This window comes from Bartonella tribocorum CIP 105476 (assembly GCF_000196435.1).
Lineage (GTDB): Bacteria > Pseudomonadota > Alphaproteobacteria > Rhizobiales > Rhizobiaceae > Bartonella > Bartonella tribocorum.
In genome coordinates this window covers 1,322,325-1,346,512 of the sequence record NC_010161.1, presented here as the reverse complement: position 1 = coordinate 1,346,512, position 24,188 = coordinate 1,322,325, and the positions used below count along the sequence as shown (strand labels likewise).

The 24,188-nt window shown below is 46.1% G+C and carries 34 protein-coding genes; 33 read left to right on the top strand and 1 reads right to left on the bottom strand.

Features of this window, described 5'->3' with window-relative positions:
- Window positions 1-133 precede the first annotated feature (133 nt).
- The 4 genes from BTR_RS06045 (at window position 134) to BTR_RS06030 (ending at window position 2,802) form a co-directional block, all read left to right on the top strand.
- On the top strand, window positions 134-604 hold the full coding sequence (locus BTR_RS06045; RefSeq protein ID WP_012231793.1) for a phage tail protein: 471 nt from the start codon (window positions 134-136) through the stop codon (window positions 602-604).
- Window positions 601-855 carry a tail protein X gene (locus tag BTR_RS06040; RefSeq protein ID WP_012231792.1) on the top strand — a complete coding sequence of 85 codons (255 nt, stop codon included), beginning with the start codon at window positions 601-603 and terminating at the stop codon, window positions 853-855. Before BTR_RS06045 ends, BTR_RS06040 begins: the two co-directional genes overlap by 4 nt.
- Window positions 855-1,838: a phage late control D family protein gene (locus BTR_RS06035; protein ID WP_012231791.1), complete on the top strand. Its 984-nt coding sequence runs from the start codon at window positions 855-857 to the stop codon at window positions 1,836-1,838. The genes BTR_RS06040 and BTR_RS06035 overlap by 1 nt, the downstream gene beginning before the upstream one ends.
- A 142-nt stretch (window positions 1,839-1,980) precedes the next feature.
- Entirely contained in the window at window positions 1,981-2,802 is an 822-nt protein-coding gene (locus BTR_RS06030; RefSeq protein WP_012231790.1) for a DNA adenine methylase, read from the top strand.
- Window positions 2,803-3,461: 659 nt separating this feature from the next.
- Here the strand turns inward: BTR_RS06030 and BTR_RS06025 are convergent.
- On the bottom strand, window positions 3,462-3,992 hold the full coding sequence (locus BTR_RS06025; RefSeq protein WP_012231832.1) for a helix-turn-helix domain-containing protein: 531 nt from the start codon (window positions 3,990-3,992) through the stop codon (window positions 3,462-3,464).
- A gap of 152 nt (window positions 3,993-4,144) precedes the next feature.
- Here BTR_RS06025 and BTR_RS06020 point away from each other — a divergent pair, with 152 nt between their 5' ends.
- The 29 genes from BTR_RS06020 (at window position 4,145) to BTR_RS05880 (ending at window position 24,177) form a co-directional block, all read left to right on the top strand.
- Window positions 4,145-4,438, top strand: coding sequence for a helix-turn-helix domain-containing protein (locus tag BTR_RS06020; protein WP_038473706.1), 294 nt, complete (start codon window positions 4,145-4,147; stop codon window positions 4,436-4,438).
- A gap of 76 nt (window positions 4,439-4,514) precedes the next feature.
- A complete protein-coding gene (locus BTR_RS13135) occupies window positions 4,515-4,652 on the top strand; it encodes a hypothetical protein (RefSeq protein WP_169309789.1) in 138 nt (45 codons plus the stop codon).
- On the top strand, window positions 4,636-5,034 hold the full coding sequence (locus BTR_RS06015) for a hypothetical protein (RefSeq protein ID WP_012231830.1): 399 nt from the start codon (window positions 4,636-4,638) through the stop codon (window positions 5,032-5,034). The genes BTR_RS13135 and BTR_RS06015 overlap by 17 nt, the downstream gene beginning before the upstream one ends.
- Window positions 5,034-6,050, top strand: a complete 1,017-nt coding sequence (locus BTR_RS06010; RefSeq protein WP_012231829.1) for a ParB/RepB/Spo0J family partition protein — start codon at window positions 5,034-5,036, stop codon at window positions 6,048-6,050. The genes BTR_RS06015 and BTR_RS06010 overlap by 1 nt, the downstream gene beginning before the upstream one ends.
- Entirely contained in the window at window positions 6,047-6,505 is a 459-nt protein-coding gene (locus BTR_RS06005) for a hypothetical protein (protein WP_012231828.1), read from the top strand. Before BTR_RS06010 ends, BTR_RS06005 begins: the two co-directional genes overlap by 4 nt.
- On the top strand, window positions 6,502-8,472 hold the full coding sequence (locus BTR_RS06000) for a transposase domain-containing protein (RefSeq protein ID WP_012231827.1): 1,971 nt from the start codon (window positions 6,502-6,504) through the stop codon (window positions 8,470-8,472). Before BTR_RS06005 ends, BTR_RS06000 begins: the two co-directional genes overlap by 4 nt.
- 357 nt (window positions 8,473-8,829) lie before the next feature.
- Window positions 8,830-9,861: an AAA family ATPase gene (locus BTR_RS05990; protein WP_012231826.1), complete on the top strand. Its 1,032-nt coding sequence runs from the start codon at window positions 8,830-8,832 to the stop codon at window positions 9,859-9,861.
- Window positions 9,858-10,127 (top strand): hypothetical protein, encoded by a 270-nt coding sequence (locus BTR_RS05985; RefSeq protein WP_012231825.1) that lies wholly within the window; start codon window positions 9,858-9,860, stop codon window positions 10,125-10,127. The genes BTR_RS05990 and BTR_RS05985 overlap by 4 nt, the downstream gene beginning before the upstream one ends.
- The gene (locus BTR_RS05980; RefSeq protein ID WP_012231824.1) at window positions 10,124-10,375 is read left to right on the top strand and encodes a hypothetical protein; all 252 of its coding nucleotides are present in this window, start codon (window positions 10,124-10,126) and stop codon (window positions 10,373-10,375) included. The genes BTR_RS05985 and BTR_RS05980 overlap by 4 nt, the downstream gene beginning before the upstream one ends.
- 14 nt (window positions 10,376-10,389) lie before the next feature.
- Complete coding sequence (locus BTR_RS05975; protein ID WP_012231823.1) at window positions 10,390-11,013, top strand: DUF3164 family protein; 624 nt, start codon at window positions 10,390-10,392, stop codon at window positions 11,011-11,013.
- A 10-nt stretch (window positions 11,014-11,023) separates the two neighbouring features.
- Window positions 11,024-11,641 carry a regulatory protein GemA gene (locus tag BTR_RS05970; protein WP_012231822.1) on the top strand — a complete coding sequence of 206 codons (618 nt, stop codon included), beginning with the start codon at window positions 11,024-11,026 and terminating at the stop codon, window positions 11,639-11,641.
- A gap of 6 nt (window positions 11,642-11,647) precedes the next feature.
- Window positions 11,648-12,055 (top strand): helix-turn-helix domain-containing protein, encoded by a 408-nt coding sequence (locus BTR_RS05965; RefSeq protein ID WP_012231821.1) that lies wholly within the window; start codon window positions 11,648-11,650, stop codon window positions 12,053-12,055.
- A gap of 86 nt (window positions 12,056-12,141) precedes the next feature.
- Entirely contained in the window at window positions 12,142-12,723 is a 582-nt protein-coding gene (locus BTR_RS05960; RefSeq protein WP_012231820.1) for a glycoside hydrolase family 19 protein, read from the top strand.
- On the top strand, window positions 12,720-13,007 hold the full coding sequence (locus tag BTR_RS05955) for a hypothetical protein (RefSeq protein ID WP_012231819.1): 288 nt from the start codon (window positions 12,720-12,722) through the stop codon (window positions 13,005-13,007). The genes BTR_RS05960 and BTR_RS05955 overlap by 4 nt, the downstream gene beginning before the upstream one ends.
- A complete protein-coding gene (locus BTR_RS05950) occupies window positions 13,000-13,341 on the top strand; it encodes a hypothetical protein (RefSeq protein WP_012231818.1) in 342 nt (113 codons plus the stop codon). Before BTR_RS05955 ends, BTR_RS05950 begins: the two co-directional genes overlap by 8 nt.
- Window positions 13,307-13,531 carry a hypothetical protein gene (locus BTR_RS12625; protein ID WP_038473613.1) on the top strand — a complete coding sequence of 75 codons (225 nt, stop codon included), beginning with the start codon at window positions 13,307-13,309 and terminating at the stop codon, window positions 13,529-13,531. Before BTR_RS05950 ends, BTR_RS12625 begins: the two co-directional genes overlap by 35 nt.
- Window positions 13,532-13,540: 9 nt before the next feature.
- Window positions 13,541-13,855, top strand: a complete 315-nt coding sequence (locus BTR_RS05940) for a DUF2730 family protein (protein WP_012231817.1) — start codon at window positions 13,541-13,543, stop codon at window positions 13,853-13,855.
- Window positions 13,852-14,208: a VpaChn25_0724 family phage protein gene (locus tag BTR_RS05935; protein WP_012231816.1), complete on the top strand. Its 357-nt coding sequence runs from the start codon at window positions 13,852-13,854 to the stop codon at window positions 14,206-14,208. Before BTR_RS05940 ends, BTR_RS05935 begins: the two co-directional genes overlap by 4 nt.
- Window positions 14,171-14,752, top strand: a complete 582-nt coding sequence (locus BTR_RS05930) for a phage protein Gp27 family protein (RefSeq protein ID WP_012231815.1) — start codon at window positions 14,171-14,173, stop codon at window positions 14,750-14,752. The genes BTR_RS05935 and BTR_RS05930 overlap by 38 nt, the downstream gene beginning before the upstream one ends.
- Window positions 14,745-16,367, top strand: a complete 1,623-nt coding sequence (locus tag BTR_RS05925) for a hypothetical protein (RefSeq protein ID WP_012231814.1) — start codon at window positions 14,745-14,747, stop codon at window positions 16,365-16,367. Before BTR_RS05930 ends, BTR_RS05925 begins: the two co-directional genes overlap by 8 nt.
- A 12-nt stretch (window positions 16,368-16,379) precedes the next feature.
- Window positions 16,380-17,957, top strand: a complete 1,578-nt coding sequence (locus BTR_RS05920; RefSeq protein WP_012231813.1) for a DUF935 domain-containing protein — start codon at window positions 16,380-16,382, stop codon at window positions 17,955-17,957.
- Window positions 17,950-19,155, top strand: coding sequence for a phage head morphogenesis protein (locus BTR_RS05915; protein WP_012231812.1), 1,206 nt, complete (start codon window positions 17,950-17,952; stop codon window positions 19,153-19,155). Before BTR_RS05920 ends, BTR_RS05915 begins: the two co-directional genes overlap by 8 nt.
- Before the next feature lie 611 nt (window positions 19,156-19,766).
- Window positions 19,767-20,816, top strand: coding sequence for a phage protease (locus tag BTR_RS05910; protein WP_012231811.1), 1,050 nt, complete (start codon window positions 19,767-19,769; stop codon window positions 20,814-20,816).
- The gene (locus BTR_RS05905) at window positions 20,813-21,154 is read left to right on the top strand and encodes a DUF2190 family protein (protein ID WP_012231810.1); all 342 of its coding nucleotides are present in this window, start codon (window positions 20,813-20,815) and stop codon (window positions 21,152-21,154) included. Before BTR_RS05910 ends, BTR_RS05905 begins: the two co-directional genes overlap by 4 nt.
- A gap of 12 nt (window positions 21,155-21,166) precedes the next feature.
- Window positions 21,167-22,132, top strand: coding sequence for a major capsid protein (locus BTR_RS05900; protein ID WP_012231809.1), 966 nt, complete (start codon window positions 21,167-21,169; stop codon window positions 22,130-22,132).
- A 15-nt stretch (window positions 22,133-22,147) separates the two neighbouring features.
- A complete protein-coding gene (locus tag BTR_RS05895) occupies window positions 22,148-22,573 on the top strand; it encodes a gp436 family protein (protein WP_012231808.1) in 426 nt (141 codons plus the stop codon).
- Window position 22,574: 1 nt separating this feature from the next.
- Window positions 22,575-23,069, top strand: coding sequence for a phage virion morphogenesis family protein (locus tag BTR_RS05890; protein ID WP_012231807.1), 495 nt, complete (start codon window positions 22,575-22,577; stop codon window positions 23,067-23,069).
- Window positions 23,066-23,587 carry a hypothetical protein gene (locus BTR_RS05885; RefSeq protein ID WP_038473602.1) on the top strand — a complete coding sequence of 174 codons (522 nt, stop codon included), beginning with the start codon at window positions 23,066-23,068 and terminating at the stop codon, window positions 23,585-23,587. The genes BTR_RS05890 and BTR_RS05885 overlap by 4 nt, the downstream gene beginning before the upstream one ends.
- Entirely contained in the window at window positions 23,584-24,177 is a 594-nt protein-coding gene (locus BTR_RS05880; protein ID WP_012231805.1) for a phage baseplate assembly protein V, read from the top strand. The genes BTR_RS05885 and BTR_RS05880 overlap by 4 nt, the downstream gene beginning before the upstream one ends.
- Window positions 24,178-24,188 lie beyond the last annotated feature (11 nt).

Genomic DNA, 24,188 nt, shown 5'->3' with positions numbered 1-24,188 from the left:
AGACAGCGTGCTGGAAAGAACACAATGAGGGGAGGGATGAAGTGCTAGGATGGCGCAATGGTAGGAGAGATGCAATGATACGTTTCGAAAGAAATGACGTGCTGGAAGGGATACAATCAATGGGAGGGCGTCTATGAGAGATCCTTTGCTGATGTTAGGTCCACATCTCTTTTATGTAGACTGGCTTAATTTCCAATCGTTTGAGGAAGAGTTCTCTGCCTCCTGGGTTTGCTTAGAGCGTTTTGGTGAGGCTCCTGGTTTGCAATTTACCGGCTATGGCAATGATCCCAAAACCATCCACGGGGTGTTGTTTCCAGAAGAGTTTGGGGACCGGGTAGCGATAGATGCCATCACCAGAACCATTCGTGCAGCCAAGCCCGTTCAGATGATTCGTTGGATGAGTGACAACGGCTATAGTGCCATTCTCCATGGATCTGTAGTGATCACCAGTGTCACGAAAGACCATGATTACATCAGTCGCTCTGGTCAATCGGGGCGTATTCGCTATGCCATTAGCTTGTTACCGTTTTTCGATGGTGGAAAACCGCAAGGACAATACCAAGAGGGATATGATCAATATTCCCAAGGAGGAGAAACGCCATGAAGATACCAGAAAAGCATCTCGTGGTAGAGCTAGAGGATATGAGTCTTGATCTAATCTGCTTTCAACATGCTATGGCTGTATTAGGAGACCGTTCTCAAGTTGGAGCGATCAAAGGTTATTGTGAAGCTACTTTGCAAGCCAATCCAGGTATTGCAGGGTATGGTGCTCTGTTGCCGCGGGGCTTAAAGGTCATTCTGCCTGAATTTTTATCATGTGAAAAGAACAGCGTGGTCAAAAGGCTATGGGATTAATGCGCACACATCCTTTTATTGAGGTGAGGGTGGGGGAGAATCTTGTCCATGAGGTTTTTTACCAGCGTCTTTTAACGGCAACCATTACCGATCATGTGGGCAATGAAGCCGATACATTTGAAGCGGAGTTTGATGATAGTGGCAATGATTTAGAGATTCCCTCCAGTAACAGCGCACTCCATGTCACCTTTGGCTATCAAAACAGCATCCGTGCCTTTATGGGGCGTTTTGTTGTTGAGTCGGTGGTGAGTATTGGGGGCAGTGATGGAGAGATTTTACGCCTTTGTGGCAAAAGTGCCTCGATGCGCAAAGAACTTAAAGAACAGGCGAGTGAACATTTTGACCACAAAACCATTGCTGAGATTGTTGAGGCCCTTGCCAAACGCCATGGTTATCAAGCAAAGGTCAGTCCACAATTTACCAAACAAACCTTGCCTTATGTGGTGCGCACCGATCAATCGGCGGTTGACTTTTTAACCCGCCTTGCGGACCGCATGCGGGCGCGTTTTTTAATCAAAGACCATAAGTTTTTATTTTTAAGCGGGGATAATTTACCAGCACTCGACATCCATAAGCATGACTGTTCCAGCTGGGAATTCACCCTAGAGCCGCGCACCCAATACGGCACCATCGAAACTTCTTATTTTGATCGCGCAAAAGGGCAACAATGCCAAGTCAAGCATCAAACAGGGTTTACTGGTCCCGTACGTCGTCTGCGCAGTTGTTATCCAAGTCAAGAAGAAGCACAAGCGGCGGCTGCCTCCGAGTCGGATCGCTTATGCCGTGCTGTAGGCAGTGGCTCCTTAACTCTTGCGGGACGCCCTGAAATCATGGCGGATCAACCGCTGCTGCTTCAAGGGTTCCGTAAAGAAATTAATGGGTCATGGAAAGCCGCTACCGTCACCCACCGCTATGAAAAACAAAGCGGTTACACAACAGAAATTACCTTTGAGGCACCAAATCAAGGAAAGGAACAAAAATAGAGGCTGGGCTGGTCACCCAGGCAACGGGAGAAAGTTTTGCGACAACCCCGTCCGATGCAACTTAACTTAACATCACAGCTACTTCTTATCACTTAAAGCAATGAGAAGACGGTTAACATAGATGAAAGAGTGTTAAAAAATAATGGATATACTTCATAAGGAAAAATTAAAATCTGTTGAACCTATTTCACCAGCTGCTGCTTATATTGGGGGCAAAAGAAGATTAGCCAAAACCATTGTCAAAATCATTGAAGATATTCCACATAGCATTTATGCCGAGCCTTTCGTTGGTATGGGTGGAATATTCTTTAGACGGAAACTGATACCATCAACTGAAATTATCAATGATTTTTCAGGAGATGTGGTGAATTTTTTTCGGGTGTTACAACGCCATTATCACCCTTTTATAGAACTGTTAGCGTTTCAAATAAGCAGCCGTGAGACGTTTGAACGCTTACAGACACAAAATCCAGAAACGCTTACGGATTTAGAACGGGCTTTGCGGTTTTTATATTTGCAGCGTTTAAGTTTTAGTGGGAAAGTAGCAGAGCGTACGTTTAGAGTTGAGACAGACCGGTGTGCACGGTTTAATCCCTTCAAACTTGAAGGTATATTAAAGCTTATTTACCGCCGTTTAGCGAGAGTTATCATTGAACATTTAGATTGGTCTGATTTTATTGTGCGTTATGACCGGCCAAATACCTTGTTTTATCTTGATCCACCTTATTTTGGTGTTGAGGATTATTATGGCAAGGACTTGTTTAAGCGGGAGGATTACCAGACGATGTCTATGCTGCTTGCACAATTAAAGGGGAAGTTTCTTCTCTCTCTCAATGATGTGCCAGAGATTCGAAAAACCTTCAGTCAATTCCATATAAAAGAGGTAAGAACAATTTATTCCTGTAATTTGTCAAATAATGCGATTCCGGCAAAGGAACTCATCATTACCAATTGTGATATTTAGGAGAAGAGAAAAAGATCTATTAAAGGGATTTAAACAATCTTTGAAAGGTCTTTGAAGACCCTTTGAGAACCTCTTAAAATCATCTAAAAGAAAATAAATTGGTACAAAACATAGTGTCAAAATATACAAAACACGCTGGCAAGCTACACTGGCAAGCTACACATATAGAATCAAGAAGTTATAGCACGATAAAAGCGCTTGTAGTTTGACAGTAGGTTTTGGATTAAGTGGGAAGAGGTGGGATTAGTTAGGAATAGGTGATAATTTGTTGTTTTTATGCATAAAATTTAGCATTAAATGCGCGTTTTGTCAAAATAGATTTTGACACCTAAAATGATCAAAAAATGCGAAAAATGGTAAAAAGCGCGTTTTCATTGTAAAAATGAGAAAAGCCTTTGAAAGGTCTTTGAAAATCCTTTGAAGATTTTTTAAAAGTCTGTGAAAGCCCAGAAAACCGCCTTTGAAGACCCTTTGAAAAAAATCAATCCAAAAGTTCAATCGACTCCAAAATCAACCAAAAATGACCAAAAAAGCAAAAAAGATATGCGCCATATGGCGCGTTTCTATTTTTATGGGATATAATTATTAAAAAACAATGCATTATTATAATTTTTTAATGTAAAGAGAAACGCGCCTGTATTTTTCATTTTAGAGGAGCATTAAGCCGAATTTTGTGTAGCTTTGGAGTGTTCTTTTTCAGCTTCTATTTGACGCTTTAAATGAATCTTAAGAAGAGGAAAAGTTGCTTCGACTTCTTCCATATCATTGATGTTTTGGACAAGCTCTTGCAACTTTATACAAAGCTCTGCCGCTAATTCCGCTATATTTTCAGGGGGGAGTTTTATTTTTTCATCGCGATAGGTTGTATAAGCTATGCGACCGAGCTTTTTCATCAATCCAGCAGGGATCGTTTGTGGTTTAAAACCTGCTGCTTTCGCTTTTTCCATATCGCTAAACATTTCGCCTTCGCCCGTAACAAGCCAATGAGGATTAATGTTATAGACTCTATGATAGGCGTTAATTGCTGAGGATGTTGGCTCGTGTGCTCCGGTTTCATAATTGGCCAGAGTAGTGCGTTGTAAATTAAGGCGTTGCGCAAAAACTCCACGTTCTTCGTTTCCGAGGACTCGTCTTATTTCACGTAGGCGTTGTGCCAGTTCTGTTTTTGGTTCTTTTTCAGGGCGTGCCAAAAAAATTACTCCAAATGCCAAAAAACTGTTTACAAAGACAAATATTTGGCTTATATCTCATATTACAGCCCGATACTGAGGGCGTTTATTGTACATTTAACCCCACAAAAAACGGATGGTTTGAGCATCCGTTTGAAGCAGGAGCGAAAGTTATGACAACCACACAAAAATGGGATCGCCATAGTATTTTAGCCGAGCTACGCCGCCGGAATATGACCTTGGCGGAGCTCGCGAAAGCGTATCAACTCTCCTCATCCAGTGTTCAACACATCTGGACACGGCCCAATGAGAAAGCAGAACGTGCTATTGCCGATTTTATTGGCTTGCCCGTCGAGCAGGTTTTTAGCGACCGCTACCCTAAAAGCCGCCGTCGTATTTTTAAAGCAGCAAAACACGCTAATACGGATTCGCGTACACAGTCCGCATTGCGCGGTAATGCTGCTTGAACTTCGTTACACGGCTTTGCGTGTGTCATACGCATTTGCCATGAATTTAATTACCATAAGATGAAAAGGTTTATCAATGTCTAAAGATCAATACGAAATAGGCAAGATAAATTGCATAGCGTTGCATCATGGAGCAGCCGATTGGATGGGTTGTTTTTTAGGATTAGCTGGTCAAGTTTTCTTTATCGGGGGTGGTTATGGTTGCTGCTTATAATTTATGGACCCCAGATGTCAGACGCGATATCGTTAATCCTTATTCGGAAGTTGAACGATTACAAATTATGCTTTCCTGTTCTTTTAAGGCAGTAAGTGGTGGATTTCGGCATTTGCCAATCCGATATATTATTGCCCCCCCGCATGGCTTATTTGATGCGGCATTAGCACGACAGATTGCTATTCATATTTTGCATTATCAGTTTGAGGTACCGCGGCGGCGTATTGTCGCTATACAAGAACGGCAACGGACTTCTATTTCTCTGTCACTTCAAGTGATTAATCGGCGTTTGGAAGAACCAGTTTTTGCGAAAGCCTATCGAAGATGGGCTGGGCGTGCGATGGATTTGTTCTTACGAGAAATGGAAAAGGCGGCGGCGTGATGGCACAGTTTCAAGAGATTGCTTTAGATTTGATTGTTGTTCCCGAACGTATACGCCCTGTGGATGATGAGCATGCCAAGGCGCTTGCACAATCCATGGCGCGGGAGGGATTGATGAATCCGATTACTGTGCGCCATACCCCCAATGCTAAGGAAGGCAATTACACGCTGATTGCTGGCGCGCACCGGTTACGGGCTGCGGAGCTTTTAGGCTATAGCGAAATTGATGCGGTTGTGGTGCAGGCGGATAAGAACAATGCTGCGCTTTTAGAAGTGGCAGAAAACTTGTTTCGCAATGAATTGTCAGTGATTGACCGCGCTTTGTTTGTGCAGACGTACCGCGAATTGTGGGAAAAGAAGTACGGGGGGATTCAACGTGGTGGTGACCACGGTAATCAATATACAAAGGACAAAGTGGCAAAGGGTCAAGTTGACCCTTTGCCAAAAGATGGTTCTTCAGAGCATCATGAAACTGGGTGTGAAGGAGACAAAGTGGCAAAGGGACAAGTTGTCCCTTTGCCAAAAGAAGGCTTTTCAGAGCATCATGAAACTGGATGTGAAGGAGACAAAGTGGCAAAGGGTAAAGTTTACCCTTTGCCAAATGAAGGTGATTTAAATGGCAAAGGGACAGTTTTATCTTTTGCCGAACATGTGGCGGACCGTATTGGTTTGTCTTCAAAATCAGTAAGACGTCTTAACAGCATTGCTCAGCATCTACAGCCGGAGTTGCGGGCGGTTTTGCGTGGGACTGCATTGGCAGATAATCAAGCGCAATTGTTAAAGCTTGCCAAGATGGAGCCGGTTTCGCAACGGCGGGTGGCGATTGCTTTGCAACAGGTTGAGGGGGATTTGCGGCGGGCTGTTGATTTGGTCAATGGGGTTAATACGCCGCCGCAAATCAATGAACAAGAACGGATTTTTGCTCAATTGTTGGGGGTGTGGCAGAGAGCAGATGCGCAGACACGGGCGCGGTTTTATGATTATTTGAACAAGCAATCGGGGGAGGAGCAGGCATGAAGACGCGTGGTTCTCATCAACTTGATTTTTTTCAACGTCCGGTTTTCCCTTGTCGTGAACCGGTGGCGCAAATTGATTTAGAGCGGTTTCGCTCGCGCATTAAGCGGGCGATGGCGCGGGCTTTGAGAGAATGCCGCTATGAGCGCAGTGAGGTTGCAGAGCGTATGGCGCATTATTTAGGCATTGGGTGTTTGAGTAAGGCAAGCTTGGATGCTTATGTAGCGGAAAGTAAGCAGGTGGATATTTCCTTGCCGCGCTTTAAAGCTTTTGTGCGGGCGACGGGCGCCTTTTGGCTTTGGGATGAGGTGGTGAGTGAAGATGGTTTGCTGTTGTTGCAAGGGGATGAAGCGCGTTTGGCAGAGATTGCAAGATTGCAGCAGGAACAGCGTGAGATTGCAGCGCGCTTGAAAGCCATGCGTGCAACACCAGTGCGCATTAAAAGGGGGCAGCCATGAAGGAATGGTTTAGTATTGCCGAATTAGCCAAGGCGGCTTTGCCAGGATTGCCAAAGAGTAAGGGCGGATTGCGTAAGATTTTAGCAACCACATGGCGACATCAAAGTGAATTGACACGTAAAGTTAAAGGGGTTTCTCGTCCTGTTGTAGAGGTTCACATTTCCTTATTACCGGAAGTGGCGCGGGCGGCATTGTTAGTGCGCTCTGGTGGGGGGTGTGTAAAAGAAAGCGATCAAAAGACAAGTGTTTGGGCGCGTTATGAAGGGCTTTCAAAGGTGCATAAAAGGCGCTGTGAAGAGCGTTTGAAGGCGCTTTGTTCTATGGAGGATTTACTTCAAGCCGGTATGGGGGTGCATGATGCGGCAAGTTTGTGCGCGGTTCAGTTTGGGGTGAGCCGGATGTCGCTTTTTAATTGGCGGCAGATGGTGGAAGGGTATGAGCGCACTGATTGGTTAGCGGCGCTGGCGCCTTGTTATGGTGAGGAGCGTTTTTCGCAATGGGCTGAGTGTCATGAGGAGGCATGGGAGGTTTTGTGTTCGGATTATTTGCGTTCGTCCCGCCCTGCTTTTTCGGCATGTTATCGACGTATGGTTTTGGTGGCGCGTGAGAAAGGGTGGGAGCCTATTCCTTCAGAGCGGGCGTTACGGCGGCGTTTTAAAGCGCAAGTTTCCAAAGCGGTTGTGGTGTTGGCGCGTGAGGGTGAGGAGAAGGCCAAGAAGCTTTATCCGGCACAACGGCGTGATCGCTCGAGTTTGCATGCTTTGCAAGCGGTGAATATGGACGGGCATAAGTTGGATGTTTTTGTGCGTGTTCCGTGGAGCTTAAAGCCAGTGCGGCTTTATCTGATAGCGATACAAGATCTTTATTCAGGCAAGATTTTATCATGGCGCCTATCGGATGCGGAGACTTGGGAAATCGTGCGTTTGGTGATTGGTGATATGGTGGAGGCTTATGGGATACCGGAGCGTATGACCTTAGATAATGGGCGTGCTTTTACCAGCAAGTGGATTTCTGGGGGTGTGCAAAACCGCTTTCGTTTTAAGATTAAGGCGGATGAACCGCAGGGTCTTTTGACCAGTTTGGGCATTCAATTGCAATGGACGACTCCTTATAGCGGGCAGTCGAAACCGATTGAGCGGGCATGGCGTGATTTGGCAGAGGCGATTTCGAAGCATCCTTTTTGTGCGGGGGCTTATACGGGCAATAAGCCGGATGCCAAGCCTGAAGATTATGGCAAACGTGCGATAGAATTTGAAGCGTTTAAAGCCCATGTTGGTGCGCAGATTGTGGCGCATAATGCACAAGCAGGGCGCAAGGCGCTGACATGTGCGGGGCGCAGTTTTGATGAGACTTTTGCAGAAAGTTTGACAGCAGAGGGGACGATTATTCGGCAGGCAACGGCAGCACAGCGTGCTTTATGGCTTTTGACCTCAGAGGCATTGCGTACACAAAAGGGGACGGGGGAGATTCATTTTTATGGCAATCGTTATTGGGCGCGGGCATTGAATGAGTATGCGGGGAAGAAGGTTATTGTACGCTTTGATCCGGATTATTTGCACCAAGATTTGCGGGTTTATGATTTGAACAATCGGTTGCTTTGCATGGCAGAATGTCTTGCAGATGTGGGCTTTTATGACCAGCAGGCAGCGCGTTTGAATGGGCGTTTGCGTAAAGAATATGTGAGAGCTGTTAAAGCAGAAAAACAATTGGCAGCAAAGCTTGCACCTGATCACTTGGCTGATGTTTATGGGCGCCTTGAGAAAAAGGATGATGGTTCAAAATCCAAGCTTGTTGTTAAGCCAAAGGTTAGCCGCTTGATGCCAAACCATGCGGGGAATTTAGCCGTGAAAGTGCAGGATGATGAGGCTTTGGAACCCCAAGAATTTAGTCAACATTTGCACAAAGCTTTAAGACGGTTTTCCGCCTCTGATGAGGGGCGTGAAGTGATAAAGTTTCCTAAACGATAGGAAAGGAAAGGGGGGGGATTTGCCAAGAATTCTCACAAGAAAAGGGGAGAAGGAAGGAAAGGGGGGACAAGGAAGCCGATTTTGTATGGCGTACGGCTTGAAGCGTTTATTAAAGAAAGGGGGGAGGAGTCTTAATCCTTTCAATCTTTCAATCAATACGATCAAATTTTTAGGCAAATCTTCAGATGCCTTTGCCTGACCAGGTGAGGAACATGGAGTGATTCAACTTTCCCAAAAGGAGAGGGGGATTTTCAAGGAAGCCGATTTTGTATCGCGTACGGCTTGAGGAGCAAAATGAATGGGTAGGTTGGAGCCCTACCCATTCGATATCTAAATCAATACGAAAGGGGAATATACATGAAGTACGCGATAAATGCAACGGTTGAAAAAAATCCTTGGGCGCGCCCAAAAAAGCAGCCCGATGGGGCAGCGCAAAACCGCAATAGTGATGATATTGCTTTATGGAACACGCTTGTGGATTCGGTAAGAGCTCTGGCACAAATGAATGATTGGACGAAAGCAGAAGTGGCGCGGCGCATCGGCATGCCGGATGGGACGTTTTCGCAGTGGTATGCGGGCAGTTATGCGGGGCAATTGGGTAAACAGAATGCGAAGGTTCACCAATGGGTTGAGGCTTTAAAAGAAACAGCGGGATTTTTGGAGAAGATCCCCGAAAAGCCTGCGTTTCAAAAGAACCGTATAGCTTGTGAAATCATTGACACGCTAACACTGGCGCAAAGTACGGGTGATATGGTGATGATTACGCTTGATGCGGGCAATGGTAAGACAGAAACCTGCCGGCATTACCGCGCAACCCGCCCGCATGTTTACCTTGTGACAGCAAGCCCGCATACGCGCAGTGTTCATGGTATTTTGAATGATATGGCAGCGGAATTGGAAGTGGTGGAATATAACCCCACCCGCTTAACGCGTGCGATTGGCAAGAGATTAGAGCGTGTTGGTGGGGGGACACTGCTGATTGTGGATGAAGCGCAAAATTTAACAGATGAGGCGATTAATCAGTTGCGTCATTTTGTTGATATCAATGGCACAGGGCTCGCTTTGGTGGGGAATGATGAGATTTCAGGGCGCCTTGTTCATCGTCAAAATGGTCCTTCTTATGCACAAATTAAAAGCCGCTTGGCAATGCATCTAAAGCGTCGCAAGCCTTATAGCGAAGATATTGCGGCGCGCATTCACGATTGGGGAATTGAAGATGCTGGTGCAATAAAGTTTTTGACAGGGATTGGTTTGAAAGCTGGGGCTTTACGGCAGATTGATAAGACGATGATGTTAGCACGCATGGCAGCGCTTGGAGATGGGTGTGAGGTGACTTTGAAACATGTCAAAGCGGCATGGAAAAACCGCGATGTGGAGGAATTGGCATGATCTCTTTATGCGACAAAGAATTATCCGATACGCTTGTTGGTCTTTATGACGATTATCAATGCGGTTTTGATATTGGAGAAAAGCTTAAATTGTGTGTTGATTTGGCGTTATTGCTTGAATTGGAGTTGAGTGTTCACCGTTTGGGGGAAGCGGATGCGGTTTTGGAAGGCCAAGTTGCAGAAGTTTTGGCTGAGTGTGACAGCTCTGATCGAGATGAAGATAAGAGCAATCGTGTGATTTATATGGATTTTGGAGGAAGCAAATGATGGAACGTAACCCTTATATGGTAAGAGATTGCTTGATTGCTTTGCGCTCTGGCTTTTTGAAGTATGAGATGAATGGTATTTTTTTGCATGCACAAGATGTTCGAGAATTGACTGAGTATTTGCGTCGCCTTGCGGGCTATAACCACATTTTAGGTCATGAGCTTTTGCGGTGTCGTTGGCAATTGAAAGCGGGATGTGTGCCTCATCGAGGTGAAGTTGTGCCGTTTCGCCGGTTTCAAGAAACATAAGGAGGAAGTTGGTGATGAATCCACAAATTGAACTTGAAGGTACGCGTTATATGAAGGATGCGAAAGGGGCTTTGGTGCCGGTAAACCTGATCCGCCCTGCGGATTTGTTAGAGGATGAAACGGTGCGCAAAATTATGGGTTTTGCGAAAGAATTATCGGCAAGGATTGCACGTTTTAACAACCATACGATTGCGGATTTGAGTGATTTTGATAGCTTGCTTGCGCAAGAATATGGTGTGGAGCGGCGTGGCAAAAAGGGCAATTGTACTTACACAAGCTTTGATGGTTTGCAACGTATTAAGGTGCAAGTTCAGGAAAGTGTTGATTTTGGACCGCAATTGCAAATTGCCAAAAGCCTTCTTGATGAGTGTTTGAATGAATGGTCTGCGGATGCACGCCCTGAAATCCGTGCGATTATTACGCGTGCTTTTAATACGGATAAAGAAGGCAAGGTGAATCGGGGCGAGATCTTTATGCTGTTGCGTTTGGATATTGATGATCCACGCTGGAAAGAGGCGATGCGTGCCATTCGTGAAGCGATCCGTGTGACGACATCTAAGGAATATGTGCGTTTTTATGAACGCGATACATTAGAAAGCGCTTGGCGTGCTGTGACCATTGATCTGGCGAAGACATGAGGGGGGAGAGATGTCTTTAGCTGTCCTTCATATGGGAAAACGCGCGTTAGGTCTTGATGATGAGACCTATCGCGCACTGCTCTATCGCTTGACAGGCAAGCAATCGGCGAAAGATTTGAATTTTTCAGAAAAGCACTTGGTTATCGCTGAAATGAAAGCGTTTGGTTTTAAGCCGAATGGGAAGCGTTTAGAGGGGAAATATGCTAAGAAGCTCCAGGCGCTCTGGATTGCTGGGTGGAATCTTGGCATTATTCGTGATCGTTCAGATAAGGCGTTGCTTGCCTTTGTGAAAAGACAGACAGGGATTGATCATATTCGTTTTTTACGCGATAGCGATGATGCATGCAGAGCCATTGAGGCGTTGAAAGGTTGGTTGCAGCGTGAGGGTGGGGTTGACTGGAGAGGGAAAAACCGCGAAGATTCATGGAGGAAGAAACCAAGCATTTCCATTTTGTGTGCCCAATGGAAGTGTTTGAATCCCGATGCTATGTTTGAGCTTGGGGCTTTTCATCAAAGTGTTATGGCGTTAAGTGGTAAAGCTTTGGGTGAGATGAGTGGGGGCGACTTTAGAGAAGTGATGAATGTTTGGGGGCGGAAAATCCGTAAAGGTGTTAAAAGCGAGGGGTAAGCATGTATGCAAGAGGAAATCTATAGCGATTTTCCTGCCTTATTGCGTGAAATAGCTGATGTTGCGGGCAGTGAAGCAGCATGGAATATGATGCGTGCTTTTGGCGGACGAGAAGTTTATATCCCTGGGCGTCTTGAGAATGCGGATTGGTTGATTGAAATTGTTGGGTTTGAAGAGGCGGAGCAATTGATCAACCATTTTTGTTTTAATGGTTCGGGTGTGCGCCTTCTTATCCCCCTTGGTAGAGATGCTGAACGGCGGCAAAAAATGATGCAAGCGCTGCAAAAAGGCTGGTCGGTAGATGCTGCAGCAGCAGTTTCTGGTATGCATGTGCGTACAGCCTATCGCTTAAAGAAGAGAATTTCTTCAAAAGAGCCCCAAGGTTTATTATTTCCAGAGTTTTATGAGTATTGAGAGTTTTGACTGACAGTGTCAGGCTTATATGGGGGGCGTGAGATTTCGTAAACTGCGAATGAATTTTATTCATTGAGTGGTTTGTTATGATTTCAATAGATGCCTCTTTTCTTCATCAACTTGCGCCTAAACTGACGCATCATGCGCGCCAAGATTTTATTATTGTTGAAATGGCACGCGTGTTGCCTAAAGCTTTATCTTATGGGGAACTCACGACGCATTTGCGTATTGCACATTTTTTAAGCCAATGTGCGCATGAGAGTGATGGCTTTTTTACCCTGCGTGAATATGCCTCAGGGCGCGCTTATGAGGGGCGGCGTGATTTAGGTAATGTCAACCCTGGTGATGGGGTGCATTTTAAGGGGCGTGGTTTGATCCAGTTGACGGGGCGCAATAATTACCGTCGTTTTACGAAGTTTTGGCGCTTAATCGATGAACAAGCGGTTGATTGTGAAGCATTTCCAGAAGTGCTGGAAAAGTTTCCTGCAGCCCTTTGGTCGGCTGTTTGGTTTTGGCAGATGAAAGGCTTAAATAAGCTTGCTGATCGAGATGATGTCGTGGGGATTACCAAGGCAATTAATGGGGGAAGAAATGGACTTGTGCACCGCTTGACCTATTTGAACCGCGCCAAAAAGCTTTTGGGGATTGGAGGCGAGGTGGAAGCATGAAACCCTCTTATCGTGGTTCGAAACGTTATTTATGGTGGTCCTTTTGGTTTGCTTGGGGGGTTATTTTTTTGCTGATTGCTGGTGGTTTGTGGGGAGCACCACGTATTGTTGATATGGCAGCGATTTCTATTCCTTCCATGGTGGCGATTATCGTTGGGAATTTGGGGGTGCATCGCGGTTTTGGTTCTGTGGATTTTTCCAATAGGAAACATTCTCATAAGCAGCATAGCAGCGTCTATGATGAGGTGGAGATAACGGGGTGGAGTGATAAGCGCCATGTTTAGCCCACTTTCAAAACTGTCTTTGGGATTGCTTTTTTGGGGCGGTGTGATGTTGGCGGCTTTTGGCTTTATGAAAGCGCAAGTTTTAAAGGCGGAAAAGGCGCGTGATGCCTATTGGCGCTTGGAGATTGCCAAGGTTTCTTTACAAGCACGGCTTGAACAAGAGAGGCAAAGAGAGGCTGCGCAAAAAGCAGGGCTTCAAGCACAAGCGGTGATTTCTAGTTTGGAACAAAAGCTTACAAAAATGGAGGAGATCAATGCAGTTTTGCCAACTGTTCCTAGCGGTTGTCTTGGGCTTGAGCGTGTGCGCTTGCTCAACACCCAAGCTAAGGGATAGCTTTTCTTATCCGTTTTTATCGGCTGAATTGCCACCTGTTGTTCGCATGGCGTGTCACCAGCCTTCATTGTTGCCGGAACGTGCTTTGAATGAACAAGAAGTGGTGCATTATTGGGGGCGTGATCGGGCTGCTTTATTAGTCTGCGAACAGCGCAGAAGAGCTGCGGTTAAAGCGATTTTAATGAGATGAGGAGGGGGCGTGAATTTAGATATTAGTGTGGCCAATGGTTGGTTGTCTTTGTTGTTATCCATTGTTGCCATTTGTGGGGTTTTAAAAGCTTATTTTTCTTCTGGTGCGCGGGAAATGTTGAAAGACATCACGGTGCTTAAAGAGCGTGTGCAAAAGTTAGAGACAGAGATGGATTTTTTGCCTGATCGTGATGCGCTGCAAAGGCTGGAAGTGAATATGGAGAAATTGAATGGTCGCCTCAATACGCTTTCTGCCCAATTACAACCGGTGGCAGCCATTGGTGAGCGCTTACAAGAATTTTTGTTGGAGAATGCCAAGAAATGAAAGCAGATATGGATAAAATCATCCGTGAAGAAGCGCGGTTGATTATTTTAAAAGGGCTTGCTTGTGAGCGGAGCGAAACCTTATCGAGTGCGATGATTGAGCGGCTTTTATATAGTTACGGTATCCGGCGGGATGGTGATTTTGTCCGGAATGAATTGGCTTTTATGGAAGATCAAGGGGCTGTTACGTTAAAATGTGTGGGTTCTGTTTTGCTTGCGGCTTTAACGGAACGGGGGGCACGTCATTTAGACCGGAGCTTTTCGATTGAGGGGATTAAGCGGCCTAAACGTTCATCAATAAAAGACGAGGTGAAAGATGCGCAAGGTCGGGCGTGGACGCTTAACGGCGATTGATTTATTGCCGCAAGCTTGTGATCAAATTATTGCAGAGGCGGCTGAGGCTTTAAATGGGCGTGAAAAGACGCAAAAAGCCATTTATGATGAATTTAAAGCGGCTTTGAAGGCTTTAAAAAAAGAAACGGGTCTCAATTTTTCTATTCCCTCCTTTTCCAGTTTTAATCGTTATTCTTTGCGTTTGGCTGTGATGTCAAGGCGCTTGGAGCAAACCCGTGAAATTGCCGCAAGCCTTTCGCAACGCTTTGATGCCAAGGCTTCTGATAATATTACTCTGTTGACGGCCGCCGCGATTAAAGAGCTTATTTTTTCCACGTTGAGCAGTGGAAAAAGCCTTTCACCAAAGGCAGCCCAAGAATTGGCCAATGCGCTTAAAGGGGTTTTGGCGGCTGAACATTTGTCGACCACCAGACGGCAAAGATTAGAAAAGGATTTTACCCAAAAAGCAAGCAAAGCGGTTGACGCTGCAGCGGCAGCGGCGGGGCTTTCAGAAGAGCGTGCGCGGGCTATTCGTGCGCAGGTGTTGGGGGTAAAACATGGCTGAAGGGCAGATGGGTGGAAGCCCTGCTGTTGAAGATCAGGCACACTTTGACATTTGGCAGAGGAGCACTTTTCCCAAAGAGAGTGATCCCTTAGCGGAAGGTGTTTTGATGGCGCATCAACGGGCATGGATTGAGGATAAGTCTGTGTTAAAATTGGTGGAAAAGGGGCGGCGGACCGGCATTACTTTTGCAGAAGCTTTGGATGATACACTGATTGCGGCAGCGAGCGTTAAGGCTGGGGGCGATAATGTTTTTTATATTGGTGACACCAAAGATAAGGGGCGTGAATTTATTGGCTATGTGAGCAATTTTGCTTCGGCAATCACAAGCCACAGTGGTGATGTAGAGGAATTTTTATTTCCAGATCAAAGGGCGGATGGTTCCACGAAATATATCTCTGCTTATCGGGTGCGCTTTGCTTCTGGGTTTCGTATTGAAGCGCTCTCAAGCCGCCCTGAAAATATTCGGGGGTTACAGGGCATTGTGGTGATTGATGAGGCGGCGTTTCATCAAGATGTGCGCGCTGTTTTAGATGCGGTGAATGCTTTGCTTATTTGGGGGGGTAAAATCCGTGTGATCTCCACCCATAATGGTGTGCTTAATCCTTTCAATGAACTGATCCGTGAGGCAAAAGCAGGCAAGGTTCCTTTTTCTCTGCATCGTTACCCTTTTGGTGAGGCTGTTAAAAATGGTTTGTTTAAACGGGTTTGTGCCATGAAGGGGGCGGTGTGGAGTAGGGGAGCAGAACAACAATGGGAAGAGCAAATTCGTGCCTCTTATGGGGTGCGTTTGAGTGCGATGCGCCAAGAGTTAGATGCCATACCGGCGGATCAAGAAGGGGCGGCTTTAACGCGTTTGCAGATTGAAAATTGTTGTGCGAAAGATATTGCGGTGTTGCGTTTTGCTTGTGTGGATGATTTTAAAAATCAATCGGAACAACAACGAAGTATTGTTGCTTTTTCTTGGTGTGAGAAGCATATCAAGCCTTTGCATTCTAGGCTTGATCGGCGGCGTCAACATGTTTTTGGTGTTGATTTTGCTAGGTCTGGTGATGCCACCTCCATTGTGGTGATGGAAGTGGGACAAGATTTGGTGCGCCGTGTGCGGTTTATGGTGGAATTGCGCAATATGCCGTTTGATCAACAAAGAGAGATTTTATTTTATGTTGTGGGTGGTTTGCCACGTTTGTTGGGTGGTGCGTTAGATGCGCGGGGCAATGGGGCTTATTTAGCGGAAAAAGCGGCACAGCGTTATGGGGGTCTTGTCAAGGAAGTGTCCTTGTCACAAAGTTGGTATGGCAAGGAAATGCCGGCTTATTTGGAAGCTTTTGGGGATGGGTCCATTGTTTTGCCGCGCGATAGCGATATTGTTGCGGATCATCAAGCGCTTGCTTATGTCAATGGCATTGTGAAAATTCCAGACAATCATCGTTTTAAAGGCAGTGATGGTTTTATGCGTCATGGTGATAGCGCGATTGCTTGCGCTTTGGCTTATTTTGCCAGCCGGCAGACGCCGGAAATTTACGAATATACGCCTGTGAGAGAGGTTTATGGTTTTGATGAAAGTCCGCTCTTTTCACCCGCTTTTGTTTCAACGATGCGATCAAAGATTTATTGATGGGATGATGAAATGGTACAACTTTTAGACCAATGGGGCAGGGCTCTTAAGATAAAGGGATTGGAACGGGAAGTTGCAAGCCCTACCATTGGGGGTGTTCGTGATGTGTGGTCACAAACTGTTGTGAGTGGTTTGACGCCTGCGCAACTTGCTGATATTTTGCAGCAGGCAGCAAGGGGGGCTCCAGAACAGTTTTTTCAACTTGCTGATGATATGGAAGAGCGCGATTTGCATTATCGTGCTGTGCTTGGCATGCGTAAAAATGCTCTCACAGGGGTGGAGCCTGGGGTGATTGCCGCAAGCAACAGTGCATTGGATAAAAAGATAGCGGATGCGGTGCGGGAAGTGATCAGTGCACCGACTTTTGTTGATGATTATGTGGCGGATTTGTTAGATGCTTTGGGAAAAGGCTATGCGGTTGTTGAAACTTTGTGGGACAAGAGTGCTAAGGAATGGTGGCCGGTTGCTTGGAAATGGCGTGACCAGCGGTTTTTTCAATTGGATCGGCGGGATGGCTTTCATTTGCGTTTAAAAGAAGAGGGGTCTTTGTATGGAAGTGAATTGCCTGCTTATAAATTTTCTATTCACAGACCCAAGCTTAAAAGCGGTTTGCCTATTCGTTCTGGACTTGCACGTCTTGCGGCTTGGGCTTTTCTCTTCAAGTCTTATACGCTGAAAGATTGGATGGCATTTTTAGAAGTTTATGGCATGCCTTTGCGTGTTGGTAAATATGGGGCAAGCTCTTCTCATGAGGAGCGGCGGGTTCTGATTCAAGCGGTACGTGATTTATCCAGTGATGCGGCGGCGATTATTCCCAAAGAGATGGAGATTGAGTTTATTGAAGCAGCAGGGGGCAGTGGCAATGCGGTTTTTGCCGCGAAGGCTGAATATTTAGATCGGCAGATTTCTAAAGGGGTATTGGGGCAAACCATGACGACAGACGATGGTTCGTCTTTTTCGCAAGCCCGCATTCATGAAAATGTACGCCATGATATTGCTAGAGCTGATGCACGCCAATTAGCCTTGACCACTAATCGTGATTTAATCGTTCCCTTTGTTGAGATTAATTTTGGACCCCAAGAGCGCACTCCGCTTGTCTATTGGCCGATTTCGGAAAATGAAGATATTAAAGCCATCAGTGATGCTTTGGAAAAACTTGTTCCTTTAGGATTGTGTGTGGGGGCGCAAGAAGTGCGCAATAAGATTGGCTTTTCGCAACCCAAAAAGGGAGAGGATGTTTTAAAGGCTCCTTCCCTTACAGCTGATGATGCCGGGCAACAAAAGGCAGATGTTTGTGCTGATTGTGGGGGTGTTGTTGATATTTCTGTGACAAGAAAGCAGGGCGAAAGAGAGCAGGGCGTGAAACATCACGACGAATTGGATCGGCTTTCTGAAGAAGCTTTAAGCGACTGGGAAGAGGATTTAGAACCCCTTTTAGAACCTTTTAAAAAGCTTGTGAGAGAGGCTAAAAGTTATGAGGATATCCTTAAAGGCTTAGATGAATTGTTGGGTGAGATGGATCATCATGCCTTGGCAGCACGCTTGGCAAAGGTGCAGATGATTGCACGTGGGTTGGGGTATCATGGATGAGGAACTTTTTAAAACGGCCCCTAAAGAGGTGACCCGTTATTTTGAAGCCAAAGCGCTTGTTCCAAGTTTTGATTGGCGGGATATAGCACCAGAAGAACATGCCTTTTCCTTTACGGTGGCAAAATCGGTAGGCTATGATATTTTAGAGGATTTTAAGCAAGCGGTTGGAGAAGCGATAAAGCATCAAGTTCCTTTTCAAGAGTTTCAAAAAAATTTAATGCCGATTTTGCAGGAAAAAGGGTGGTGGGGGAAAAAATTAGCGCGTGATCCGAAAACGGGTGAAAAGAGTGTGGTGCAATTGGGCAGCCCGCGGCGCTTAGAAACGGTTTATTGGGCCAATACCATGAGTGCGCATGCGGCAGGTGAGTGGGAGCGCACACAAAATAATAAAGAATTTTTGCCTTATCTCACCTATGCGTTGTCGAGTTCAGAACATAAGCGTTTGGAACATGAAAGTTGGGTGGGGTTTACGGCACCTGTTGATGATCCCATTTGGGATTGGCTTTATCCACCCAATGGCTGGCGGTGTAAATGCAGTGTGCGACAGGTAAGCCGTTATGAAGCAGACAATTTAGGCTATGAAGAGGGGGCAGCGCCACCCCATGTGGAGACGCGGGTTTGGCGCAATAAGCGGACGGGGCGCGTTGAAAAGATACCAAAGGGGATTGATCCTGGTTGGCATTTGAATCCTGGAAAACATCGTGCGCAAAATTTAAGCAATTTTTTGAGTGATAAAATTGACGCCATGGGGGACAATCAGAAACGCATTGCCATTGAAGATATTGTGGGCTCACCCCTTTTGGAAGCCATGTTTGAAGGACATATGCCACGTGGATTTATTCCCATTGCCCCCATGATCCAAAAGGTGCGTGATGTTTTTGCAGCGGAGGACTCTCTTATTCGCTTATCTTCAGACAGCGTAAAACATATTTTGTTAGAGCATCAAGCACGAGCTCTTCACTTGGAGGATTTTCGTGGTGCCATTCAAACACTCATTCGCCCCCATGGCGTTATCAGACGCAAAGATACGCAGGGTGTTATGTTTTTTGGTGAAAGTGGTGGGGCATGGTGGCGCTTTGTGGTCAAATGGGTAGCAAGCAAACAAGAATGGTGGTTGACCTCCATGCATAAAAAGAGCTCTAGAGAAATTGGACGCTTATTGGATGCGGCTGAAAAGAAGGATGAACGGTTGTTGTAAAGAACACCGTAAAGCTCTGTTGGCTTTGCAAAGAAGGAACTGGTGTGTGAGGAAAAATGAGAAGGCGTGGAGGGCGGTCAACTCCTCGCAGATCCGGCAAAGCCGTCCTGGTATAACTGGCTCACGCCTCGCGGGTAATCTAACAGTTTAAAAGTTTAAAAGCAATCTTTAAAAAAACGCACTTTGAGAAAAACCATGTTGGCTTTGCGGAGAAGGGTCGAGATGGGGAAAACGGGAAGGCGTGGAGGGCGGTCAACTCCTCGCAGATCCGGTAAAACCGTCCTGGCAAAACTGGCTCACGCCTCGTGGGTAATCTAACAGTTTCAACGTTCAAAAGCAATCTTTAAAAAAAAACGGCTTGAGAGAGGCTTTGTTGTGTGGAGTGATAATTTGTACCTCTCACTTCACAACGGCGCTCTATCGCCTTTGAAGTGCCTTTGAAAACGATTTTATGGGATGGTTTAGCACGGGGGTTTCTCTCACAAGGAGAATAATAGGGAAAAGAGTGCTTTTTTGAGAAATGCTCTTTTGACTGACACTGTCAGACTTATAAGGTGAAGCGGTTTCATGCATTGTATTGCCAATGACAATTGTAAAGCAATAGGCAATGTATGGAACAGGAATTTCACGAAGATCAAAAAGATGGGGATGCCCAGACATTTTATGATGAGACATTTCATGCTGCGTTAATAGATCTCTGTCCAGACGTTTTATGCCAAGACATTTCATTTGAAGACGCCACCATTAGCCAAGCGCCTGAGTGGGTAGAGTTGTTGCCCAAAGCGCCCCATGTGAAGGCACGTGATGGACGACAATGGCATTATAATCCGCAAACTATTTTAAAAGCCTTTGCAGCCAATAAAGGACCGCTTGTGATTGATTATGAGCATGGACAACATCACCGTGCGAGAAATGGCTTGGAAGCGCCGGCAAGCGGCTGGATTGAAGAATTAGCAGAGCGGGATGGTGCGATTTGGGGACGGGTTAAATGGACAGATATGGCTACCAAAAAAATTATTGCTCGAGAATATCGCTATCTTTCGCCTGAGTTTCGCCATTCCAAGAAAGGTGAAATTTTAAATTTAGCCGGTGCTGGACTGGTCAATCGTCCAGCCCTTGTGATGACGGCTTTAAGCCGTGAACAGCCCAAAATACCCCCTATAACTTTGACGGAGAAAATGATGGATTTGACAGCCATTGCCAGTGCACTATCGTTGGCAGAAGATGCTAAAGCGGATGAGGTTTTAGCAACGCTTAAAGCGCGCGAAAAGGAACGCGTGGAACTTTGCACCCAATTAAAAAAAGCGCGAGAAGATTTAGCGCTTTTGCAAGAAGAGCAAAAAAACAGTGCCATTGAGAGTCTTTTAGACAAGACCATTGAAGAGGGCAAGATTTTGCCGGCAGCCCGCGCAGAATATCGTGCGCTCTGTAGCCTTGAAGGGGGGATGGAGCATTTTAAAAGTTTGATAGAAAAATTGCCGGCGCTTGCCTCAACAAGCCCTCTAGAAGTGTGTGCCTTAGCACAAGAACCAAAGCTTGCGCCAGAAGAGGTTGCTGTTGCGGCACGTCATTATCAGGAAGAGCAGAAGAAAAAAGGCTTCGACATCACTATTAGCCAAGCGGTCGATCATATTTGTGAACAAAAGGAGCGCCCATTATGAGTACGATGATTTTGATTAAATCTTTTCGCGCTGCTGGGGAAATTTCACCTTATTGCATTGTTGCAGCACGAACTGAGGGAATGGTGGCAACGGCTTCTGGAAAGGGTGATAAATTATTAGGCACTGCCGGCTCTTTGAGTGCAAAGGCTGGTGAGATGCTTGATGTTGGTCAATGTGGCTGGGGCGAAGTGATCTGTGGGGGCAATGTTTCCTTTGGTGATTTTTTGACCTCTGACCCCAAAGGGCACGCCATAAAGGCAGAAGCAGCAGACCGCACCATTGGTATTGCCATGAGTGATGGCTCTGCTGGTGATGTTATTTCTTTTAAAATTAATTAATCGAGGCTAAAAATGAATAGACCTTTTCCCATTGATCCAACACTTACCGCCATTGCTATTGGGTATCGCAATCCAGCAGGTTCTCTTATTGGCGATAAAGTTTTGCCCCGCGTTTCTGTTTTAAGTGAGGTGTTTAAATATAGTGAGTTTCCTCTAGCGGAAAATTTTACCGTTCCTGAACTTGAGGTTGGGCGAAAAGGACGCCCGAATGTGGTAGAATTTTCTGCCTTTGAACGGGAAGCCAGTGTCAAAGATTACGGGCTTGATGATCTCATTCCCAATTCCGATATTGAGGCAGCAGCTCGCGCACGGGCAGAAAAGCGCTCTCGTTATAACCCCGAAAAGACAGCTGTGGAAGGACTTGCCAATTTGCTGGAATTGGGGCGTGAAGTGCGGGTGGCAGCGCTTGTGCAAGACAATAAAAATTATGCGCCAGAGCGGGTGATGACGCTTAAAGGCGAGGATAAGTTTAGTGATTATGAGAAATCAGACCCTTATGCTGTTTTAGATGAGGCCATGGATAAAAGTCTCATCTATACGCCCAACACCCTTGTGATGGGCAAAGTTGTTTGGTCAAAACTCAAACGCCACCCTAAAATCATCAAAGCCGTTAAAGGGGGTGGTACTGCTGATGGTTTTGTCACCAAAGCGCAATTTGCTGATCTGATGGAAATACACCCCGATCGTTTACTCATTGGTGAATCGCAAGTGAATTTAGCTCGCAAAGGGCGTACGGCGCAATTGGCGCGCGTTTGGGGCAATAAGATTGCTCTGCTTTATATTGATCCTACCAAGCAACAGGCGGATGGTTCGGTGATTAGCTGGGGCTTTAGTGCTCAATTGGGTGAGCGTATCTCTGGGGTGATCTCTGATCCAGATATTGGTTTATCGGGTGGTAAACGGGTGCGTGTGGGTGAACGGGTGTGTGAATTGGTCGCTGCAAAAGATGCCGGTGTGTTGCTGCAAGATGTTGTTTAAGGGAATCTTTAAAAGATGGCGTATGCAAGCAAAACATTGATTGAAGAGCTCTGGGGTGATGATTTCTTAAAAGACTTATGTGCTTTTGATGATGAGAATTCTGATCCAGTGCTTTTAGATCAAGCTATTGCCCTTGCTCTAAACCAAGCAAGTGGTGAGATTGATGTGCATTTGTCTCATCGCTACTGTGTCCCCATTGTTGGACAGCCGGCGGCTCTCAGCATGATTTGTGTCAATATTGCTGTTTATAATTTAGCCATACGCCATACGGCACTGACCACCACCATTGAAGATCGTTACAAACAGGCGGTTGATTTGCTGAAACGCATTGCGGAAGGCAAGGCGGGTTTGGGGGGCGATGAGCCTAAAATTATGAGCGAAGATGGTCCCGTGCGTGATGGGGCTTTTTTTACTGCTAAACCGCGTTTGATGGGAAGGTAACATGTCTGTTTCAACCCATATTGAGATTAAAGAGACAGGGCTTGAAGCGGCCTTATCCTTTTTACAAAAGGGAGCTGATAGCTCGATGGGGACTTTAGCACAAGGGGTTGGACGCCTCATTCAAGAGAGCACAAGGCGGCGGATTCAAAGTGAAAAAACCTCTCCCCAAGGAGAAAAGTGGAAAAACAATCATGCCCGTACCTCCATTCTTTTTGCCAGTGGGGCGCTCTCACGCTCCATTGATATGAAAGCTTCACCAGAAAAGGTGATGGTGGGGAGTGGGTTGGTTTATGCGCGGATTCATCAATTGGGTGGGGTTATTCGCCCCAAAAATGGCAAAACCCTTCGCTTTTTTCTGAAAAGCAGCAAAGCACAGCGTTTTGTGTGTGTGCCGCAAGTGACCATGCCGGCGCGCCCTTATTTGGGGCTTTCAGAGCAAAATAAAGTGGAAATTGTCAAAGCAGCAGAGGATTGGTTGGGAAGGATCTTTTCGTGAGTCAAATGATCAAGCAAGCAGGGCGTATTAATGCGTTTCGTGAGGCGGTGATAAAGAGCCTTAAACGCGCTTTGCCAGATGTGCGCGATTGTGCCTGTCAATTTGGACGCTTTAATTTAGAAGAGCTTGAAACACAAATGCTTGTGGCACCAGCTGTGCGTGTTGCGGTTTTAGAAAGTCGCTTAACTTCTGTGGCGTCTGGACAGCAGAGTGCGGATCTCCATTTAGGGGCTTTTATTATTACCACGGGTAAAGAGCGTGATATCCAAAGTTGGCTTTTGGCAGAAGCTATCGCGGTTTTATGCCATAGCGGACAATTGTGGGGATTGACACATTTAAGTGCCCCGCGGGATGTGTCAATTGATCCCATTATCTCTGCGGCGATTAAGCAGCGTGGTGTATCGATCAGTGTGGTGGAATGGCACCAAGATTTATATCATTTGGGACAGGATATTTTTGCTGATGCGGGACAACTCAAAGCTGGGTTGATTTATTTAGACAATGAGGTGGGGGCATGAATGATGCACATCTCTTAAGCGATACCTTTCGACAAATTATGAAGCGTCTTGATGCGCTTGAACGCTGTCTTGCCAACCAACACATGATCGGGCGGGTTGCAGAAGTTGATGGTCATAGGGTGCGGGTGAAACTTTTCTCTGAGAGTGCCAATGGACAAGCGGTTTTATCGCCTTGGCTGCAAGCACAAGAAGCGGCGGGGGCTGTTTCCAGCAATATGCCTTTCAATGTTGGTGATCCGGTGCGGTTGTTGAACCCCCATGGTGAAATTGGCTCCGCCTCTCTGGTTGTACGCGATAGCTATAGTGAGGATATGCCTAACCCCGCACGCTCGCCGCAAGAGCTTGCGCTCTGTTATGCGGGGGGCGCTTTGCGGATGACAAAAGATGAACTTATTCTCTCCCATGGAGAAAACCAAATCCATTTGAGTGCACAAGGTCTGGTGCTTTCTCATCAAGCAACCCGTGTTGCATTAACGGGCAGTGTACAGATTGAAGCAGAAGATTTGCAGCACAATCAAATTTCTGTTGGCGCAAGCCATAAACACGGCGGGGTCAAAATCGGTCCTTCCACAACCTCTTCCCCCCTTTAAAGGAGTTTTAT

Coding starts and splice junctions, on each gene's coding strand:
- BTR_RS06045 (WP_012231793.1), top strand. CDS start 134: ATGAGAGATCCTTTGCTGATGTTAGGTCCACATCTCTTTTATGTAGAC.
- BTR_RS06040 (WP_012231792.1), top strand. CDS start 601: ATGAAGATACCAGAAAAGCATCTCGTGGTAGAGCTAGAGGATATGAGT.
- BTR_RS06035 (WP_012231791.1), top strand. CDS start 855: ATGCGCACACATCCTTTTATTGAGGTGAGGGTGGGGGAGAATCTTGTC.
- BTR_RS06030 (WP_012231790.1), top strand. CDS start 1,981: ATGGATATACTTCATAAGGAAAAATTAAAATCTGTTGAACCTATTTCA.
- BTR_RS06020 (WP_038473706.1), top strand. CDS start 4,145: ATGACAACCACACAAAAATGGGATCGCCATAGTATTTTAGCCGAGCTA.
- BTR_RS13135 (WP_169309789.1), top strand. CDS start 4,515: ATGTCTAAAGATCAATACGAAATAGGCAAGATAAATTGCATAGCGTTG.
- BTR_RS06015 (WP_012231830.1), top strand. CDS start 4,636: ATGGTTGCTGCTTATAATTTATGGACCCCAGATGTCAGACGCGATATC.
- BTR_RS06010 (WP_012231829.1), top strand. CDS start 5,034: ATGGCACAGTTTCAAGAGATTGCTTTAGATTTGATTGTTGTTCCCGAA.
- BTR_RS06005 (WP_012231828.1), top strand. CDS start 6,047: ATGAAGACGCGTGGTTCTCATCAACTTGATTTTTTTCAACGTCCGGTT.
- BTR_RS06000 (WP_012231827.1), top strand. CDS start 6,502: ATGAAGGAATGGTTTAGTATTGCCGAATTAGCCAAGGCGGCTTTGCCA.
- BTR_RS05990 (WP_012231826.1), top strand. CDS start 8,830: ATGAAGTACGCGATAAATGCAACGGTTGAAAAAAATCCTTGGGCGCGC.
- BTR_RS05985 (WP_012231825.1), top strand. CDS start 9,858: ATGATCTCTTTATGCGACAAAGAATTATCCGATACGCTTGTTGGTCTT.
- BTR_RS05980 (WP_012231824.1), top strand. CDS start 10,124: ATGATGGAACGTAACCCTTATATGGTAAGAGATTGCTTGATTGCTTTG.
- BTR_RS05975 (WP_012231823.1), top strand. CDS start 10,390: ATGAATCCACAAATTGAACTTGAAGGTACGCGTTATATGAAGGATGCG.
- BTR_RS05970 (WP_012231822.1), top strand. CDS start 11,024: ATGTCTTTAGCTGTCCTTCATATGGGAAAACGCGCGTTAGGTCTTGAT.
- BTR_RS05965 (WP_012231821.1), top strand. CDS start 11,648: ATGCAAGAGGAAATCTATAGCGATTTTCCTGCCTTATTGCGTGAAATA.
- BTR_RS05960 (WP_012231820.1), top strand. CDS start 12,142: ATGATTTCAATAGATGCCTCTTTTCTTCATCAACTTGCGCCTAAACTG.
- BTR_RS05955 (WP_012231819.1), top strand. CDS start 12,720: ATGAAACCCTCTTATCGTGGTTCGAAACGTTATTTATGGTGGTCCTTT.
- BTR_RS05950 (WP_012231818.1), top strand. CDS start 13,000: ATGTTTAGCCCACTTTCAAAACTGTCTTTGGGATTGCTTTTTTGGGGC.
- BTR_RS05935 (WP_012231816.1), top strand. CDS start 13,852: ATGAAAGCAGATATGGATAAAATCATCCGTGAAGAAGCGCGGTTGATT.
- BTR_RS05930 (WP_012231815.1), top strand. CDS start 14,171: ATGCGCAAGGTCGGGCGTGGACGCTTAACGGCGATTGATTTATTGCCG.
- BTR_RS05925 (WP_012231814.1), top strand. CDS start 14,745: ATGGCTGAAGGGCAGATGGGTGGAAGCCCTGCTGTTGAAGATCAGGCA.
- BTR_RS05920 (WP_012231813.1), top strand. CDS start 16,380: ATGGTACAACTTTTAGACCAATGGGGCAGGGCTCTTAAGATAAAGGGA.
- BTR_RS05915 (WP_012231812.1), top strand. CDS start 17,950: ATGGATGAGGAACTTTTTAAAACGGCCCCTAAAGAGGTGACCCGTTAT.
- BTR_RS05910 (WP_012231811.1), top strand. CDS start 19,767: ATGGAACAGGAATTTCACGAAGATCAAAAAGATGGGGATGCCCAGACA.
- BTR_RS05905 (WP_012231810.1), top strand. CDS start 20,813: ATGAGTACGATGATTTTGATTAAATCTTTTCGCGCTGCTGGGGAAATT.
- BTR_RS05900 (WP_012231809.1), top strand. CDS start 21,167: ATGAATAGACCTTTTCCCATTGATCCAACACTTACCGCCATTGCTATT.
- BTR_RS05895 (WP_012231808.1), top strand. CDS start 22,148: ATGGCGTATGCAAGCAAAACATTGATTGAAGAGCTCTGGGGTGATGAT.
- BTR_RS05890 (WP_012231807.1), top strand. CDS start 22,575: ATGTCTGTTTCAACCCATATTGAGATTAAAGAGACAGGGCTTGAAGCG.
- BTR_RS05880 (WP_012231805.1), top strand. CDS start 23,584: ATGAATGATGCACATCTCTTAAGCGATACCTTTCGACAAATTATGAAG.